The 14,330-nt window shown below is 34.0% G+C and carries 15 protein-coding genes; 2 read left to right on the top strand and 13 right to left on the bottom strand.

Translation table 11 applies throughout. From position 1 onward, the window contains the following. Positions 1-2: 2 nt before the first annotated feature. Genes FJ651_RS13730 through FJ651_RS13720 form a run of 3 tightly spaced genes read right to left on the bottom strand, consistent with a single transcriptional unit; the run spans position 3 to position 3,298 of the window. On the bottom strand, positions 3-980 hold the full coding sequence (locus FJ651_RS13730; RefSeq protein ID WP_140991354.1) for a deoxyhypusine synthase family protein: 978 nt from the start codon (positions 978-980) through the stop codon (positions 3-5). Beyond that, positions 967-1,908 (bottom strand): agmatinase, encoded by a 942-nt coding sequence (gene speB / locus FJ651_RS13725; RefSeq protein WP_140991113.1) that lies wholly within the window; start codon positions 1,906-1,908, stop codon positions 967-969. The genes FJ651_RS13730 and speB overlap by 14 nt, the downstream gene beginning before the upstream one ends. Continuing rightward, positions 1,898-3,298 carry a type III PLP-dependent enzyme domain-containing protein gene (locus tag FJ651_RS13720; protein ID WP_140991112.1) on the bottom strand — a complete coding sequence of 467 codons (1,401 nt, stop codon included), beginning with the start codon at positions 3,296-3,298 and terminating at the stop codon, positions 1,898-1,900. Before FJ651_RS13720 ends, speB begins: the two co-directional genes overlap by 11 nt. 548 nt (positions 3,299-3,846) lie before the next feature. Here FJ651_RS13720 and FJ651_RS13715 point away from each other — a divergent pair. Beyond that, the gene (locus FJ651_RS13715; protein ID WP_140991111.1) at positions 3,847-4,278 is read left to right on the top strand and encodes a carboxypeptidase-like regulatory domain-containing protein; all 432 of its coding nucleotides are present in this window, start codon (positions 3,847-3,849) and stop codon (positions 4,276-4,278) included. Further along, a complete protein-coding gene (locus tag FJ651_RS13710) occupies positions 4,278-5,291 on the top strand; it encodes a transglutaminase domain-containing protein (protein ID WP_140991110.1) in 1,014 nt (337 codons plus the stop codon). Before FJ651_RS13715 ends, FJ651_RS13710 begins: the two co-directional genes overlap by 1 nt. 4 nt (positions 5,292-5,295) lie before the next feature. On the opposite strand, the gene FJ651_RS13705 is transcribed toward FJ651_RS13710, so the two are convergent. The 10 genes from FJ651_RS13705 to FJ651_RS13660 all read right to left on the bottom strand — a co-directional run bounded on the left by FJ651_RS13705 (position 5,296) and on the right by FJ651_RS13660 (position 14,302). Continuing rightward, positions 5,296-6,144 carry a pseudouridine synthase gene (locus tag FJ651_RS13705; RefSeq protein ID WP_140991109.1) on the bottom strand — a complete coding sequence of 283 codons (849 nt, stop codon included), beginning with the start codon at positions 6,142-6,144 and terminating at the stop codon, positions 5,296-5,298. Between the two features lie 63 nt (positions 6,145-6,207). Further along, positions 6,208-7,110, bottom strand: coding sequence for a hypothetical protein (locus FJ651_RS13700; RefSeq protein WP_140991108.1), 903 nt, complete (start codon positions 7,108-7,110; stop codon positions 6,208-6,210). 7 nt (positions 7,111-7,117) lie between these two features. Further along, on the bottom strand, positions 7,118-7,933 hold the full coding sequence (locus FJ651_RS13695; RefSeq protein WP_216746156.1) for a DUF2490 domain-containing protein: 816 nt from the start codon (positions 7,931-7,933) through the stop codon (positions 7,118-7,120). 17 nt (positions 7,934-7,950) lie between these two features. After that, entirely contained in the window at positions 7,951-9,924 is a 1,974-nt protein-coding gene (locus tag FJ651_RS13690) for a hypothetical protein (RefSeq protein ID WP_140991106.1), read from the bottom strand. A 7-nt stretch (positions 9,925-9,931) separates the two neighbouring features. After that, complete coding sequence (locus FJ651_RS13685) at positions 9,932-10,519, bottom strand: porin family protein (protein WP_216746155.1); 588 nt, start codon at positions 10,517-10,519, stop codon at positions 9,932-9,934. 183 nt (positions 10,520-10,702) lie between these two features. Next, positions 10,703-11,608, bottom strand: coding sequence for a geranylgeranylglycerol-phosphate geranylgeranyltransferase (locus tag FJ651_RS13680; protein ID WP_140991104.1), 906 nt, complete (start codon positions 11,606-11,608; stop codon positions 10,703-10,705). Positions 11,609-11,660: 52 nt separating this feature from the next. Then, complete coding sequence (locus tag FJ651_RS13675; protein WP_140991352.1) at positions 11,661-12,590, bottom strand: mevalonate kinase family protein; 930 nt, start codon at positions 12,588-12,590, stop codon at positions 11,661-11,663. Between the two features lie 83 nt (positions 12,591-12,673). Beyond that, positions 12,674-13,753 carry a diphosphomevalonate/mevalonate 3,5-bisphosphate decarboxylase family protein gene (locus FJ651_RS13670; protein WP_140991103.1) on the bottom strand — a complete coding sequence of 360 codons (1,080 nt, stop codon included), beginning with the start codon at positions 13,751-13,753 and terminating at the stop codon, positions 12,674-12,676. Positions 13,754-13,794: 41 nt separating this feature from the next. Further along, a complete protein-coding gene (locus FJ651_RS13665) occupies positions 13,795-14,067 on the bottom strand; it encodes a type II toxin-antitoxin system RelE/ParE family toxin (RefSeq protein ID WP_140991102.1) in 273 nt (90 codons plus the stop codon). Continuing rightward, complete coding sequence (locus FJ651_RS13660; RefSeq protein WP_140991101.1) at positions 14,051-14,302, bottom strand: hypothetical protein; 252 nt, start codon at positions 14,300-14,302, stop codon at positions 14,051-14,053. The genes FJ651_RS13665 and FJ651_RS13660 overlap by 17 nt, the downstream gene beginning before the upstream one ends. Positions 14,303-14,330 lie beyond the last annotated feature (28 nt).

Genomic DNA, 14,330 nt, shown 5'->3' with positions numbered 1-14,330 from the left:
AGTTACATGTCTAATAGGTATGCAAATATAAGAGGAGCAACAATAGTTGCATCACTTTCTATAATAAATTTTGGGGTATGAATATCTAATTTTCCCCAGGTAATTTTTTCGTTAGGTACAGCACCGGAATACGAACCATAACTGGTGGTTGAGTCACTAATCTGACAAAAATAGCTCCAAAAAGGCGTATCGGTACGTTCCATATCTTGGTATAACATGGGCACAACACAAATTGGGAAATCGCCCGCTATGCCGCCACCAATCTGAAAAAACCCAATACCTTTCGCTGAATTATCGGTGTACCAATCGGCTAAAAATGTCATGTATTCTATACCCGATTTCATGGTACTGGCTTTTAACTCGCCTTTAAGCACATAACTTGCGAAAATATTTCCCATGGTACTGTCTTCCCATCCCGGGACAACCATTGGCAGGTTTTTTTGAGCAGCAGCATACATCCACGAATTTTTAATGTCTATTTCGTAGTATTCTTCAAGAACACCGCTTAACAGCATTTTATACATAAATTCATGCGGAAAATAGCGTTCGCCTTTATCTTCAGCATCTTTCCAGATTTTGAAGATGTGCTTTTGTAGTCTTCTAAAAGCTTCTTCTTCCGGAATACAGGTGTCTGTAACACGATTGAGTCCTTTTTCGAGCAGATCCCATTCGTCTTGTGGTGTTAAATCTCTGTAATTTGGCACGCGCTCGTAATGTGAATGTGCTACCAAATTCATGATATCTTCTTCGAGGTTGGCACCGGTGCATGAAATAATATGCACTTTATCCTGTCGAATTATTTCTGCAAATATTTTACCAAGTTCGGCAGTACTCATGGCTCCGGCGAGTGATACCAGCATTTTTGCACCGCTATCAAGTTGCGCTTCATAAGCTTTGGCGGCATCAACAAGCGCAGCAGCATTGAAGTGCAAATAATACTTTTCTATAAAATTAGAAATGGCTCCTTTAGAGGTCGTCATCATCATTGAATTTACCGGATTTTAATCCTGAGTTATTGTTGTCTTTAAAATTACTTTCAAAATCATCATCTACATCATCATCGACAAACTTATACGATAACATTTTATAATACAACTTTGCAGCAAGAAAATCGGAAGATTTTTCGTTTGGATTAGGACAAAGTTCCATCATATCAAAACCAACTACGTTTTTTTCTTCGAAAACTTTCTTTAAAAACTCGAGTGTTTCATACCAAAACAATCCACCCGGTTCAGGTGTTCCGGTAGATGGCAGAATTGATGGATCTAAAGCGTCTAAATCAAATGTAATAAAAACATTATCGGTCATTTGATCAATAGCGCTATCCATCCAAAACTCATCAGTAGCCAATTCATGGGCAAAGTAAACTTTTTCTTCGTCCATAACCGTAGTCTCAATGGCATCCATGCTTCTAATACCAACTTGAATAAGATTGGTAGTTTGACTGGCTTCGTAAGCGGCGCAGGCGTGATTATATTTTGAACCTAAATACGATTTTCTTAGATCGGTATGAGCATCAATATGTAACACGGTTAAATTGTCGAAACATTCGTTGAAAGCTCTAATGGTTCCAATGGAAATAGAATGTTCGCCACCAAAAATGGTTACAAATTTATTGCGTTTAATAAAGGTCTTTACAGATTTGTGAACCGCATCTACCATCGCTTCGGGTGAGCTGTTTTCTGTAATGGCATCGGCCAAATATATTCCTTGTTTGTAGACTTCTGTGCGAGTTTCTACATCATACAACTCCATATTTTCTGAAGCGTGCAAGAATGCTTCCGGACCTTTATCTGAACCTTTTTGCCAGGTACTGGTACCATCGTAAGGCACAGGAATTAAAACAATTTTAGAATTGTCTAATTTGGCAAACTCTTCTGGAATGCCGGCATAAGTTTTATTGCTCATGATAACCTAAAATTTTAAGTAAGTCTTCACTTTTTTGTTGTTCTTTAAATACTGTTGTTACGAGGTTGCCCTTTTCGTCTTTATCTATTAAAAGGTGTTTGGGTGCCGGAATTAAGCAATGCTGCAATCCGCCGAAACCACCAATAGTTTCCTGATATGCACCGGTATTGAAAAAGCCAATATACAAATCTTTATCTTTGTTGTACTTGGGCAAATAAATGGCGTTCATGTGTTGCTCACTGTTGTAATAATCATCGCTATCGCAAGTTAAACCGCCTAAAAGTACACGCTCATAAGAGTCGTTCCAACGATTTACTGGCAATAAAATAAAGCGCTTATTAATAGCCCAAGTGTCTGGTAAAGTAGTAATAAACGAGGAGTTGATCATGTTCCAGGCTTCACGGTCGTTTTGTTGTTTTTGGTATAACACTTTATAAATAGCACCCCCACTTTCGCCAACGGTGTAGCTGCCAAATTCTGTGAAGATATTAGGTACAGGAACTTCTTCTTCGTCGCAAGTAAGTTTTATCTGGTTTAAGATTTCGTCAATCATGTACTGATAATCAAACTCAAAACCCAAAGAATTTTTTATAGGAAAGCCTCCACCAATATTAAGGCTATCTAGAGATGGGCAAATTCTTTTCAAACTCACATAAACTTTTAAACACTTGGCCAGTTCATTCCAGTAGTAAGCATTGTCTCTAATACCTGTATTGATAAAGAAATGAAGCATTTTAAGCTCTAATTTTCGATTATCTCTAACCTGACGATTGTAAAATGGCACAATATTTTTATAGCCAATACCGAGTCTTGAGGTATAAAATTCAAATTTTGGTTCTTCCTCAGAAGCAATACGGATGCCAATTTTAAACTTGCGTTTAACCTGCTGCGTCAACAAATCAATTTCTTCAAAATTGTCTATAACGGGAATACAATTTTTGTGACCTCCGTTGATGAGATTGGCGATGTTATTGATGTACTCATCGCGTTTAAATCCGTTGCAAATTACAAAGGTATTATTGTTGATTTTTCCTTCAGCTTTTAAAGTGTTTACAATATCTAAATCAAACGCCGAAGACGTTTCTATATGAATATCGTTTTTTAAAGCCTCATTTAAAACATGTTTAAAATGCGAACTTTTTGTGCAATAACAATAGTAGTATTTGCCTTTATATTTATTGGTTTTGCGTGCGTTTGCAAACCATTGCTTAGCGCGTTGTATGTTATTTGATATTTGTGGAAGGTAGGTGAATTTTAATGGCGTACCATATTTTTCAACCAAAGCCATTAAATCTATATCGTGAAATAAAAGGTTGTTATCTTTTAACTTAAATTCTTCCTGTGGAAAATAAAAAGTTTGATCTATTAAATCAATGTATTTAGTGTTCATTTAAATAAAATAGCGTTCGTTATAAAAAGTTGAGGCATCAAAACTGTTGCTTGAAAAAATTGAGTTCGTTTGAAATATAATTAAATAAAACGAAAATTACAACCATTGAAAAGGCTTTGTCTGTATTGAAGTTGTGTAGTGGATACTTCAAAAATATACTTCGGTATGAGTCTTTAATTTTCAACGGCGATTTTAAAAATCTGCATAATGATTAGCGGTATTCAATGTATAACAAAAATAGTTTATTTTTTTATACGCAAAACTTTACGGTATTTTTTTTGAAATAATAGTAAAGATTTGATTGTCATTTAGTTATTTTGTTTTTTAGGCTATTTAGAGCAAAATACGGTATCCTCATAACAATTTATTAACATCAGTTTTAATGATATATTCCTATTGGTAAAATTAATTGTATCTAAATAATCACACTTAAAATATGGTTAACATGTTAAAATTGTAGTTTGTCAAGGAATCTATTTGAATTAACTCACGCTAATTTTATATCTTTAACTAAGTTTCTTAATTTTCAATAGAAAAACACCAAAATCATGAAAACACTTGTACAACCCTTAGTTTTTAAAAGTATTAATTTAAAAACATTTTTTGCGCTTTTAGGCTGCATTTTATTTTCACTAAATACTACAACAGCTCAAACCAATCCGACAATTACGAGTACCAACGAAATTACTGTTAAAGGATTGGTAGTAAATGAAGATGGACCTTTACCCGGTGTGAATATACTTCTTAAAGGAACAAAAACAGGCACCGTAACAGATATGGAAGGCACCTTTACGTTTCCGGTAAAACTGAAGGTAAACGATGTTCTTGTTTTTCAATACATTGGTTACACTACTCAGGAAATTATCATTAAAGCCGACAGCTCTTTTTTAAAAATAGAATTAATGCCAGACTTAGTTGAAATTTTAGGTGCTTTAGATGTAGATAAACCATACAAATCTAAACGCAAGAATAAAAACTAATGAAGTTAGTGCCTGTTATATTATTCTTCATCTTTGTTTTTCAGGCGAATGCTCAGCGTAACGATTTTGCGAACATAAATTTTGATAAAGCCGACGCTATTGCTCTTAAGTACAAAGGTGAAGAACTATATAATTTAAATTCCTTAGTAGAAAAGTTAACCGAACATTTATCGACCGACGTAGAACGTTTTAGAGCTATCTACATGTGGGTTTGTACCAATATTAGCAACGATTACAATCTGTATACAAAAAATAGCCGAAAACGCAACCGATACTTAAACGACCCCATTTTACTGGAAACCTGGAATAATGAGTTCAAAAAAGAAATTTTTAAAAAACTAATTGAAAATAAACAAACCATTTGCACGGGTTACGCCTATTTAGTGAAAGAAATGGCTAATATCGCTAACATTGAATGTGAAATTGTTCACGGTTATGGAAAAACCAGCACCATGAATTTAGACAACATTACCGCACCAAACCACTCGTGGAATGCCGTAAAACTAAACGATAAATGGTACTTGTGCGATCCAACTTGGGCCAGCGGACTTATTGACCCAGACACTTTTCAATTTAAATTTGATTTTAAAGATGGATTGTTTTTACCAAGCCCCGATTTATTTGTGATGAATCATTACCCTATAGATGAAAAATGGATGTTGTTAGACAACAACAAACCTACTTTCGACATGTTTTTACAATCGCCTTTAATTTATAACCGGGCTTATGCTAATTTGAGCACTCACATCTTTCCGTTGGAAATGTATAATATCATCAAAAGAGATGAAACCATTGCTTTTAAGTATAAACTATCTAAAACCATTGAATTAGCCGAAGTTGTACTAATGATAGACGACGGTAATACAACCGTAGAAGTAAAACCTCTGAAAACTAGACTAAATGATGATTTGCTAACTGTTGAACACCAATTTGACAAAAAAGGTTTTTACGATGTGCATCTACTAATAAACAACGATTTGATTTCCACCTACACCTTTAGGGTAAAAAGCTAAAAAACTATAACATTTTTAAAGTATTTACCTCTTGCTGGGTTAAAAAACGCCAGTGCCCACGAGTTAAATCTTTTTTGGTTAGATGCGCTATTGACACACAATCAATTTTAATAATGTCGTAATTAAAATTCTCAAAAATAGTTCTGATAATACTGTTACCTGTGTTTTTAATCTTTAGCCCTATCTGGTTTTTTGGCAAACTTTCAATGTAACTAATTTCTTCAACCGAAATGAGTTTACCGTCAATCTTAAAGCCATCCTGTATTTTCTTAAAATCTTCGAACTTTAGATTTTTGTCAAGCTCCACCTGAAACAGTCTTGGTACTCCGTGTTTAGATTGCGTAAATTTTCTGGTAATATCATCGTCATTGGTGAACAGCAATAAGCCCGTAGAATTACGTCCTAATCTTCCAATTGGTTTAATTTTAGCGTTGGTAGCATTTGCTACTAAATCCATAACGGTTCTATCTTTGGCATTGCTTGTGGTAGTTGCAAAACCTTTGGGCTTATTTAAAAGAACATAAGTTGGTTTTTCTGGATTAACAACGGCACCATCATAGCGAACCTCATCACCGGGCTGTACTTTATAACCCATTTGGTTGATGATCTTGCCATTTACGGTTACCAACCCAATAGCAATATAATCGTCTGCTTCTCTACGCGAGCAAATGCCCGAATTTGCAATGTATTTATTTAGTCTGATACCGTTACGCTCTTCAGATTCTTTATTAGGAGCAGATACTTTTTTTATTGGCGCATTACCGCGCGCCAAATTAGCTTGCGATTTATACGAGCCACCACGACCCGACATTTTCTTTCCGCGTCTTTCATTACTGCCTTGATGTCTGCTCATATGTTAAATTACCGTATTGATTTTTGTAAAGTTAGTTGTTTTAATTTAGATGACATAAACTTTTTAGCTGGCCGAGAATTTATCGTTTTTCCATTCGCCATTAAACTTTACATTACCGTCAGGGTCGTAAAAAATACCATTACCGTGTCGTTTGTTGTTTAAAAATTCGCCTTCATAACGTTCACCACTTGGCCAATAATAAATGCCATTACCTGTTCTAATATCGTCAATAAAATCGCCGCTGTATTTTTGACCATCACTCCAGGTAAATTCGCCCTTACCGTGACGCTTATTATTTAACCATTCACCGCGATAAATAGAGCCAGTGTTCCAAATACCAACTCCGTTACCTTTAGCTTTATCTCCTTCTGTTTCACCTAAATAATGAATAAGATTACCACTGCCGTTTTTAAAGGTGATTACTTTTACAGTTTCCTTTCTGGATAATTGTATTTCCTTTTTCTTAGAAGTTGCGATTAAGCTATCTGTTTTGCGAACTGTATTTTTTTTGTAGTTAGCCAGGGTTGTATTTAAGCTATCACTGATATTTACCAATGAATCAATTATTTGACTCTTATTAAGCAATTCGGTTTGTAAATCTTGCTGAGAAAACTCATCTTCCTTTTGAGCTTTAATCAAGTTTTTAGTAAATGCAATCCTATTTTTAACAACATCATTCAAATTATTGTCGTCGATAGTGGATGCAAAAGATTCTAATTTGTCAAGAATATTTTGACGATCTCCATTAGCCAGAAGCTGTTGGTCTAATTTCAAAATTTCGTGGGCTATTCCAAAATCTTCAGCTAGTTTATTGTGCTCTTCCATCGATACAAAACCTTCTTGTTGTTGCCCTTTGTTTTTAGAAACATTCACGATAAAAATTGTCACTACGGCAACACTTGTTATTAAAAAAAACAGCGATAGTGACTTATATAATTTTAGTTTTTTAGTGATTTCTGTACTCATAAATTTGTTAATCGTAAAAATTAGTTTCCGGAATTTTTTGTTCTCCTTTTCTAAAATCGAAATTTAAATAAACATTAAACCTCAAAATCCACCGCTCACGGTAGATATAGCCGGCTTCTTCCGTTTGACCGGTAGTGTACATTAAACCCGCTGAATACGTCACTCTTGGGCTTGCAATATATGCAAATGTCGGAAAAATACGCAAGTCCTCAAGTGTGTTATCACTAATGGTTTTACCCGATTGCATGATTAGCTCCACATCTGGACTAAAATAAAAAGCACCCGGTTGTAAATTGGGTTTATTAAGGGGTATTTTCATTAAAAACTTATATCGCCAGCGATTTCTAAAGCGCCAATCTGAATTTTCAGCAAAACCTCTGCTCCATCTGTGTTCAAATCTTAACCTGTGATAAATTCGTAGGTGTTCATAAGGCATGGTCCAAATATATTCATGCCAAAGTCTGGGCTCTAAAATCATACTTTCAAAGCCATCTTCTGCATTGGGATTAAAGTCAAATCTTAAAACACCACCAAAGGTGGCACTAAAATTTTTAGTAGGCACATATTTAATACCATGTCTATTGTAAATTTGAGCCATTTGGCCATAAAACAAGGTGTTAGCAGATTCGCGCCTTCTGTAATGCAATTCGGCATGCCAATAAAATTTGTCGCTCAACCTAAATGTGCCATAATTTCCAATCCATGTAAGTGTAGTTTGCGGATTGACCAATGAAGCTTCAGGCTCTGTATTTTGTCCATACGACGATAACCAAACCAGACAATACAAAGGAAGAACGGAAAAATGAATGTAAATTTTCTTCAAGGATGATTTTGTTTGGATTAGTTAATATCGAGCTCTATGATGCCAAATACTTCTAAAGCATCTTTTACACGTCTAAGTTGCCGCTCTTTTACAGCCGTATCTTCATCTCTGAGTTGAGACATTTTATTGATTAAATTTTTAATGTTTTCGGTGTTAAGATCTATGTTTTCACATTCAAATTCATTCTTCATTTTATCTAATAAATAAGGCAAAGCAATGTCAATGTAAGCGTTGTAAAGTCGCTCTTTTATGCGCTCGTCCATATCAACCATCAGGTATGGATTAAACGTAGTTCGTATGTAAGTTTCATCAAGTCGGTTAATTTTTATTTGCAAATCGGCCAGAAAATCATAGAGGTTCAATACGTCCTCAAAACAAGCTAAATAATCATCAATTCGTTGTTTTTTATCGTCTAAACTCAAAGCTGCATAAGATTTGAACTGTTGTTCTGAAAATGCTTGAACAACATCCTTAAAATCTATATGAAAATTGTTGTAGTATTCGTCGTTTTCGGAATTATTAAAGCGATTTTGAATTTCATTTCTTTTTTGCACAAATGATGTCTCTAAATCGGACAAATCTTCCATTTTTTGCAAATCGTTCAAAACAACGGCCGCTTCTTTATACACCGAACTTAAATCTTGTTGAATAGATTTGAAAAATTGATGGGCAGATTCCATATTAAAAGCGTCTTTTAAAGGCACCGTTGGGAAATTATGATTCTCTGAATACGTATCTTCCTTGAAGCTATATGTAATGCTGTCACCTAAATTAAAATTAGGCGCAATACTTTTTACGAAAGTGCTTCTATCTAAATACTCGAGAGCCGGATTGGAAATTTTTTCGGCCAGAGCATCAATTTCTTTTAAATGGTTTTTATAGACTTCCAAAACAGCATAGCATCTATTTAAAGATTCGAAATTGAGTCTACCTAATTCAATCTGTGGATTATTAAAAAATTGTTTGAGAGTCTTAGAAATATTGCTGCTGTAGGAAATGATATCGGCAACTATTTGTTTTTCATTTTTGGTGTATGGATATTTTCTCACTTTAAATTTACCAAATTCAATTTCTTGTTCATTTGTGATGTTATTCCATATATTAAAATTATTTTTTAAAGCAAAAGATGTGATTGATCTTTCCATAAAGTCGTTTGCGGTGTGTGTTAAACGCTTTACATCGTTTACTTCTGGCAGATTTGAATTGCCTTTAAAACCAATGTTACTTAATTCAAAAATGTTGAAATATTGATTTCTTACATCAATAATTTCCCAGTTTGCTTCATCTTCATCTTTAGTAGTACCTAAACCAAAGTGTTCTATTTGATGGGTTTCTCCCTTATAACTCAAAAAATGATTTTTAAAAACCCCGTTCTCATAAACTCTTCTTTCTTCTATAATTTTATCATCAAGGTTATGAAGAATTACCCAGGTGCCATTAGCCATACCGTCATTATCAAACAGACCATCTAAGCTCATTTTTTGGGATTTAGCCCTTAATTCATTAATCATTTTACCATTTTCAAATACCGCATTTGCCGAAAAAATAGTATCTAATGGAGTGGCATCTTTAAAGTTTTGTTCGATAACGACCCAATCTCCCCAAGCCTTGCCATCTTTAAATTGGCCTTGAACGCGATATTCAAATCCACTGGCAGTATAGCTGATTTGATAATCTGAAATATTTAAGGAGTCTGATTTAACAAGGTTTTTTGAAGAAAATATCCATTGTCCGGTTTTTTTATTCTCATCAAAATTCCCTTGATAGCTGAGGGTTCTAAATACCTCATTAAACTTTTTTGAATAATTAAATTTAAAGGCTCCTACAAAAATGCTGGTATTATTTTTTGTTGCATAGTTGTATTCGGCATGCCCGAAAATGGTGTCGGTAAGCTGAAAATTACCTTTGAAGGTTTCTTGAGCCTTTAAAGTAACTATACTTCCAAAACAGAAAATACAGAGTAAGAAATATTTTATCTTATTGTAAATCAAAGCGTTTTTATTTTATTCGATAACTCATATATAATTGTAAAACCGAATTTCTTTCTACAAGCGTATATGCTAGTGGTTCTTTTAATACATTGGTAAAACCCCAATTATATCTTAACCCCACGTTAAAACCCCAATCGGTTTTATATCCCGCTCCAAAAATCATACCTACATCTGTATTTTTATAATTGTCATTAACATTTTGCTGGTTAGAATCTGTTCCAACGGTTTCCTGAAGTTGAGCTCTTAACAAAAATCCTAATTGCATCCCTGAGCTTATATATAAGCCATCTTTTAAGTAATAGTTTGCAAATATTGGAATGTTTAAATAATCTAAGGCTAAGATATTATCAAATTTAACGCCTTCTTCGGTACGACCTCTGCGCACATTACCTTGTCTTGAGTAAAGCAATTCTGTTTGCAAACTCCATTTGCTGCTGAGTTGTTGCTCGGCTTCAAAACCAAAATGAAAGGTAGATCTTGGGCTTAAGGTATTTTCATCTGTTCGCATATCTGCGAGATTAACTCCAAATTTTAAACCAAATTCAGGTTTTATCTGCGCATTCAACAACTCAAAACTAATTAAAACTAGAAACAAAAAGAGGAATTTTATTTTCAAAAATGTGAAATTTAGATTAGGTTAATTGATTGTATAATTTAGATACGATTACTTTTTAAATTTAGATTATAAACAGCTTAAATTCCTGCAAAAATAAAGGTTTAAAAGAATTTAACGGCTTTTAATTTATTAAGTAAATCTTAATATTTATCTGTAATTAAATTATATAATCTTTTTAAGTAGCGCATCGATATCAATCAAAACAATACAAAGCACACCCAAAACAATTACAAATTTTAAGAGGTTGTGTAACCACCAGAACTGCTGTTTTGAATTAGACATCCACAACACAATTAAGGCTATAACCAACAGCACCATACTCAAATAAAAATAGACATACATATAACCTAAATTATAACTGGTTATAAGAATAACCGCTGGGATTATGGTTAAAAAAACAAAAATTGAAATGATGCTTTTTGAAACCCTAACGCCAAATTTCACAGGTATTGTTTGATAGTTTTGGGTAAAATCGCCTTGAAGATTCTCTAAATCTTTTACCATTTCTCTAATACTTAACAGTAAAAACAAAAAAGTAGCATGAAAAAAAATGTCTTCGTTAAAATTGCGGTAATAAATAAAAATGGCAAAAAACGGGGTCACGGTTAGTAACGCCGAAAAAATATTTCCAAGCAATGGAATCTTTTTTAATTTATGAGAATACAACCAAATTGAAAAAATATAAAACGCAAAAAATACAACGGCTCTAAACGATACATAACTAGCAAAAACAACGGCTAAAAAATTGAGAATAAAATAAAAAGACAACTTGGTGTTTTGACTTACCAACCTATCTATCATGGTTTTTTGTGGCCTGTTTATTAAATCTTTTTCTGAGTCGTAAAAACTGTTAATAATATAGCCTGCCGCTATTGAAGCCGATGAAGCTAATACTAGCATTAATAAGTTTATATCAAATATAACAGTGGAAATGGGCAAGTCTGAGGCAAAAATATAAATAGAGGCTAGGTACTGCGCAACAACAACTACAAGAATATTGTAGCCTCTTACTACCGAGAACAGACTAAAAAACTTAATAAGTATATGTTTTTGACTGCGAGATAGCATGGTGAATTATTTTTTAGCAGGACCTAAAAGAGTCTGCCTTGATATAGCTCGATTAGAAGTTATAAACTACTTCAATTTTATGACCTTCTAACGATATTTTGGCTTTCTCAATATTCTCGGTGAATCCTAATATATAACCACCACCGCCAGAACCACAAAGTTTTAAATAGTAGTCGTTGGTTTCTATGCCTTTTTGCCACAACTCATGAAACTGTTGTGGAATCATGGGCTTAAAGTTATTTAAAACTACCTTAGACAGTTGCTTGGTGTTTTTAAAAAGCGACTTTACATCACCTTTCAGAAAATCGTCAACACAGGCATCGGTATATTTGATAAACTGGTCTTTGAGCATATTTCTAAAACCTTCTTGCTTCATATTTTCCATAAAGATCCCAACCATTGGTGCTGTTTCACCAACAATGCCACTATCTAATAAAAATACTGCTCCTTTCCCTGATGATTTTTGATAGGGAATACCGGTAGCTTCAATATTATCTTTTGAATTGATTAAAATTGGAAGACTTAAATAACTGTTTAATGGGTCTAATCCGGACGACTTACCGTGGAAAAACGATTCCATTTCAGAAAAAATCTGCTTAAGTTCTAATAACTTTTCACGGGTGAGATTTTCTAAAACTGTAATTTTATCAAGCGCATATTTATCGTAAATAGCAGCCACCAAAGCACCGCTACTACCAACTCCGTAACCTTGCGGAATAGATGAGTCAAAGTACATTCCGGAATCAACGTCGGTCTTTAATGCCTCTATATCAAAACGCACTAGACTCTTATCTAGATTGGTGATATAATGTGTGAATTTTTTTAGGCTTTCATTTGATTTCAAAGCCTTCTCAGATGTATTACCATCCATTTTTAAGGCGCCATTATAGAAGTTGTATGGAATGGATAAACCTTTAGAATCTTTAATAATACCATACTCTCCAAAGAGTAAGATTTTAGAATAAAACAACGGACCTTTCATAGGCAATGAGTCTGATAAGCGATACAAATCTAATAATTAAAGTGATACAAACTATTTGAATGCCGTTTTTTAAGTATAATTTATCAAATTAAAGCAAATGCTCCGTTACCAACCTGGTCGTTAATATATTTTTTGTTTTCACAAAAGGAAGCCAATTCATTCGTAATAAAGTATCTCACTTGTTCTTTTTCGGCATTGGGATACAACACATGAACATTGGCGCCGGCATCTAAGGTAAAACAGACTTTGCTGCCTGATTGTCTTCTAAATTCCCAGATCTTATTAATAATGCTCAAAGTATTGGGCTTCATTAAAATAAAATAAGGATGACTGGTCATCATCATGGCATGTAAGCTGAGCGCTTCACTTTCAACTATTTCCATAAAACTATCTAAATCACCCGATTTTAAAACCTCAATGATTTTTTCAAAATTATGATTAGCCTGACTAAAACGCTGTTCGGCAAAAGGGTGTTTGTGCATTAAATTATGACCAACAGTACTCGACACCACTTTTTCGCCTTCATCTACCAGTAAGATGGTGTCGCAATAATCTTTAAAATTACTGTGAAGTTCAAAAGGTAAAGTGGTACCAACTAAATTGCTGCTTCCGGGTAAAACCGAGTGTTCACCCCAAACCACCAACGGACCTTGAATACTTCTGCAGGCACTACCCGAACCTAATCTTGCCAAAAACGACGCTTTAGCATAAAAATACTCGTCTGTGATATCCGAATTTACAAGTCTTTCTAAATTCATTAAACACAATGCCAAAGCACTCATGCCACTGGCCGAAGACGCAATACCACTGCTATGCGGAAAACTATTGGTGGTTTCTATTTTATACTTGAACTGTTTTAAAAACGGCATATAAACTTCAATGCGTTCAAAAAACTTTAAAATTTTGGGTTCAAAACTTTCAGCGCGTTGGCCGTCAAGATAAACCTCGAATTCAAATGTATTAGAGTTAGAAGGTGTATAATTCAACTTGGTTTTGGTATGGCAATTACTCAGAGTAAAACTTATAGATGTGTTTTTAGGCAATTGCTCACCATACTTCCCCCAGTATTTCACCAAGGCAATATTACTGGGCGATTGCCATGAAACGCTCCCAGCTGTTAATGTTGAATTACTATGTTTTGGAATAAAGTGTTCTGTTGTCATGCGGGGCAAAGATACTAAGTATTTGGTTTTGGAAATTGAAATTAAAAATCTTGTTTTTGATTGATTATATGATAGATGGTGATTTTTCCATTTAATTGAAGTCTATAATGAATAGAGTAGTCAAATCTGTCAAATTGAACAATTCGAATACTTTTATATCTTACTTGAAAAGCCTCAGGCATATTTTGAATAATGTTTAATTGATTTATTAAATCATCCAAAAACTCTTCCTCTCTACCAATCAATTTAAAATAACACCTCGCTCTAAAAAGCTCTGATTTAGCTTCGGCAGAAAATTCAAAGTTTTCTTCCATACTGCTTTAAAACTTCTGATACAGGAAACGTTTCAAGGGTTCCTTCGTCATGACGCTTTATCATATCATCCATCATCGCCTTGTAGGCATCGGAAGGTTCACTAAAACGCGCCGCGGTATCTTCAAGAGTGAATTCAATGTAATTTTTTAGTGAGCGCTTTTGAAGTTTGGCTTGCTGCTCAAGAATTTTAATGGCTTTATCGTCTAATTCGATTAATTTCTTTGTCTTTCCCATGATATACAATTTTAATATATCAAATATA

The sequence above is a fragment of the Paucihalobacter ruber genome (assembly GCF_006494535.1).
Taxonomy (GTDB): Bacteria; Bacteroidota; Bacteroidia; order Flavobacteriales; family Flavobacteriaceae; genus Paucihalobacter; species Paucihalobacter ruber.
Note: the sequence above shows the minus strand (reverse complement) of the source record. Positions and strands in the feature narration are given on the sequence as shown.

Excerpts from the sequence above, each read along its gene's own strand:
- FJ651_RS13730 (WP_140991354.1), bottom strand. The coding sequence starts at position 980 with ATGACGACCTCTAAAGGAGCCATTTCTAATTTTATAGAAAAGTATTAT.
- speB (WP_140991113.1), bottom strand. The coding sequence starts at position 1,908 with ATGAGCAATAAAACTTATGCCGGCATTCCAGAAGAGTTTGCCAAATTA.
- FJ651_RS13720 (WP_140991112.1), bottom strand. The coding sequence starts at position 3,298 with ATGAACACTAAATACATTGATTTAATAGATCAAACTTTTTATTTTCCA.
- FJ651_RS13715 (WP_140991111.1), top strand. The coding sequence starts at position 3,847 with ATGAAAACACTTGTACAACCCTTAGTTTTTAAAAGTATTAATTTAAAA.
- FJ651_RS13710 (WP_140991110.1), top strand. The coding sequence starts at position 4,278 with ATGAAGTTAGTGCCTGTTATATTATTCTTCATCTTTGTTTTTCAGGCG.
- FJ651_RS13705 (WP_140991109.1), bottom strand. The coding sequence starts at position 6,144 with ATGAGCAGACATCAAGGCAGTAATGAAAGACGCGGAAAGAAAATGTCG.
- FJ651_RS13700 (WP_140991108.1), bottom strand. The coding sequence starts at position 7,110 with ATGAGTACAGAAATCACTAAAAAACTAAAATTATATAAGTCACTATCG.
- FJ651_RS13680 (WP_140991104.1), bottom strand. The coding sequence starts at position 11,608 with ATGCTATCTCGCAGTCAAAAACATATACTTATTAAGTTTTTTAGTCTG.
- FJ651_RS13675 (WP_140991352.1), bottom strand. The coding sequence starts at position 12,590 with ATGAAAGGTCCGTTGTTTTATTCTAAAATCTTACTCTTTGGAGAGTAT.
- FJ651_RS13670 (WP_140991103.1), bottom strand. The coding sequence starts at position 13,753 with ATGACAACAGAACACTTTATTCCAAAACATAGTAATTCAACATTAACA.
- FJ651_RS13665 (WP_140991102.1), bottom strand. The coding sequence starts at position 14,067 with ATGGAAGAAAACTTTGAATTTTCTGCCGAAGCTAAATCAGAGCTTTTT.
- FJ651_RS13660 (WP_140991101.1), bottom strand. The coding sequence starts at position 14,302 with ATGGGAAAGACAAAGAAATTAATCGAATTAGACGATAAAGCCATTAAA.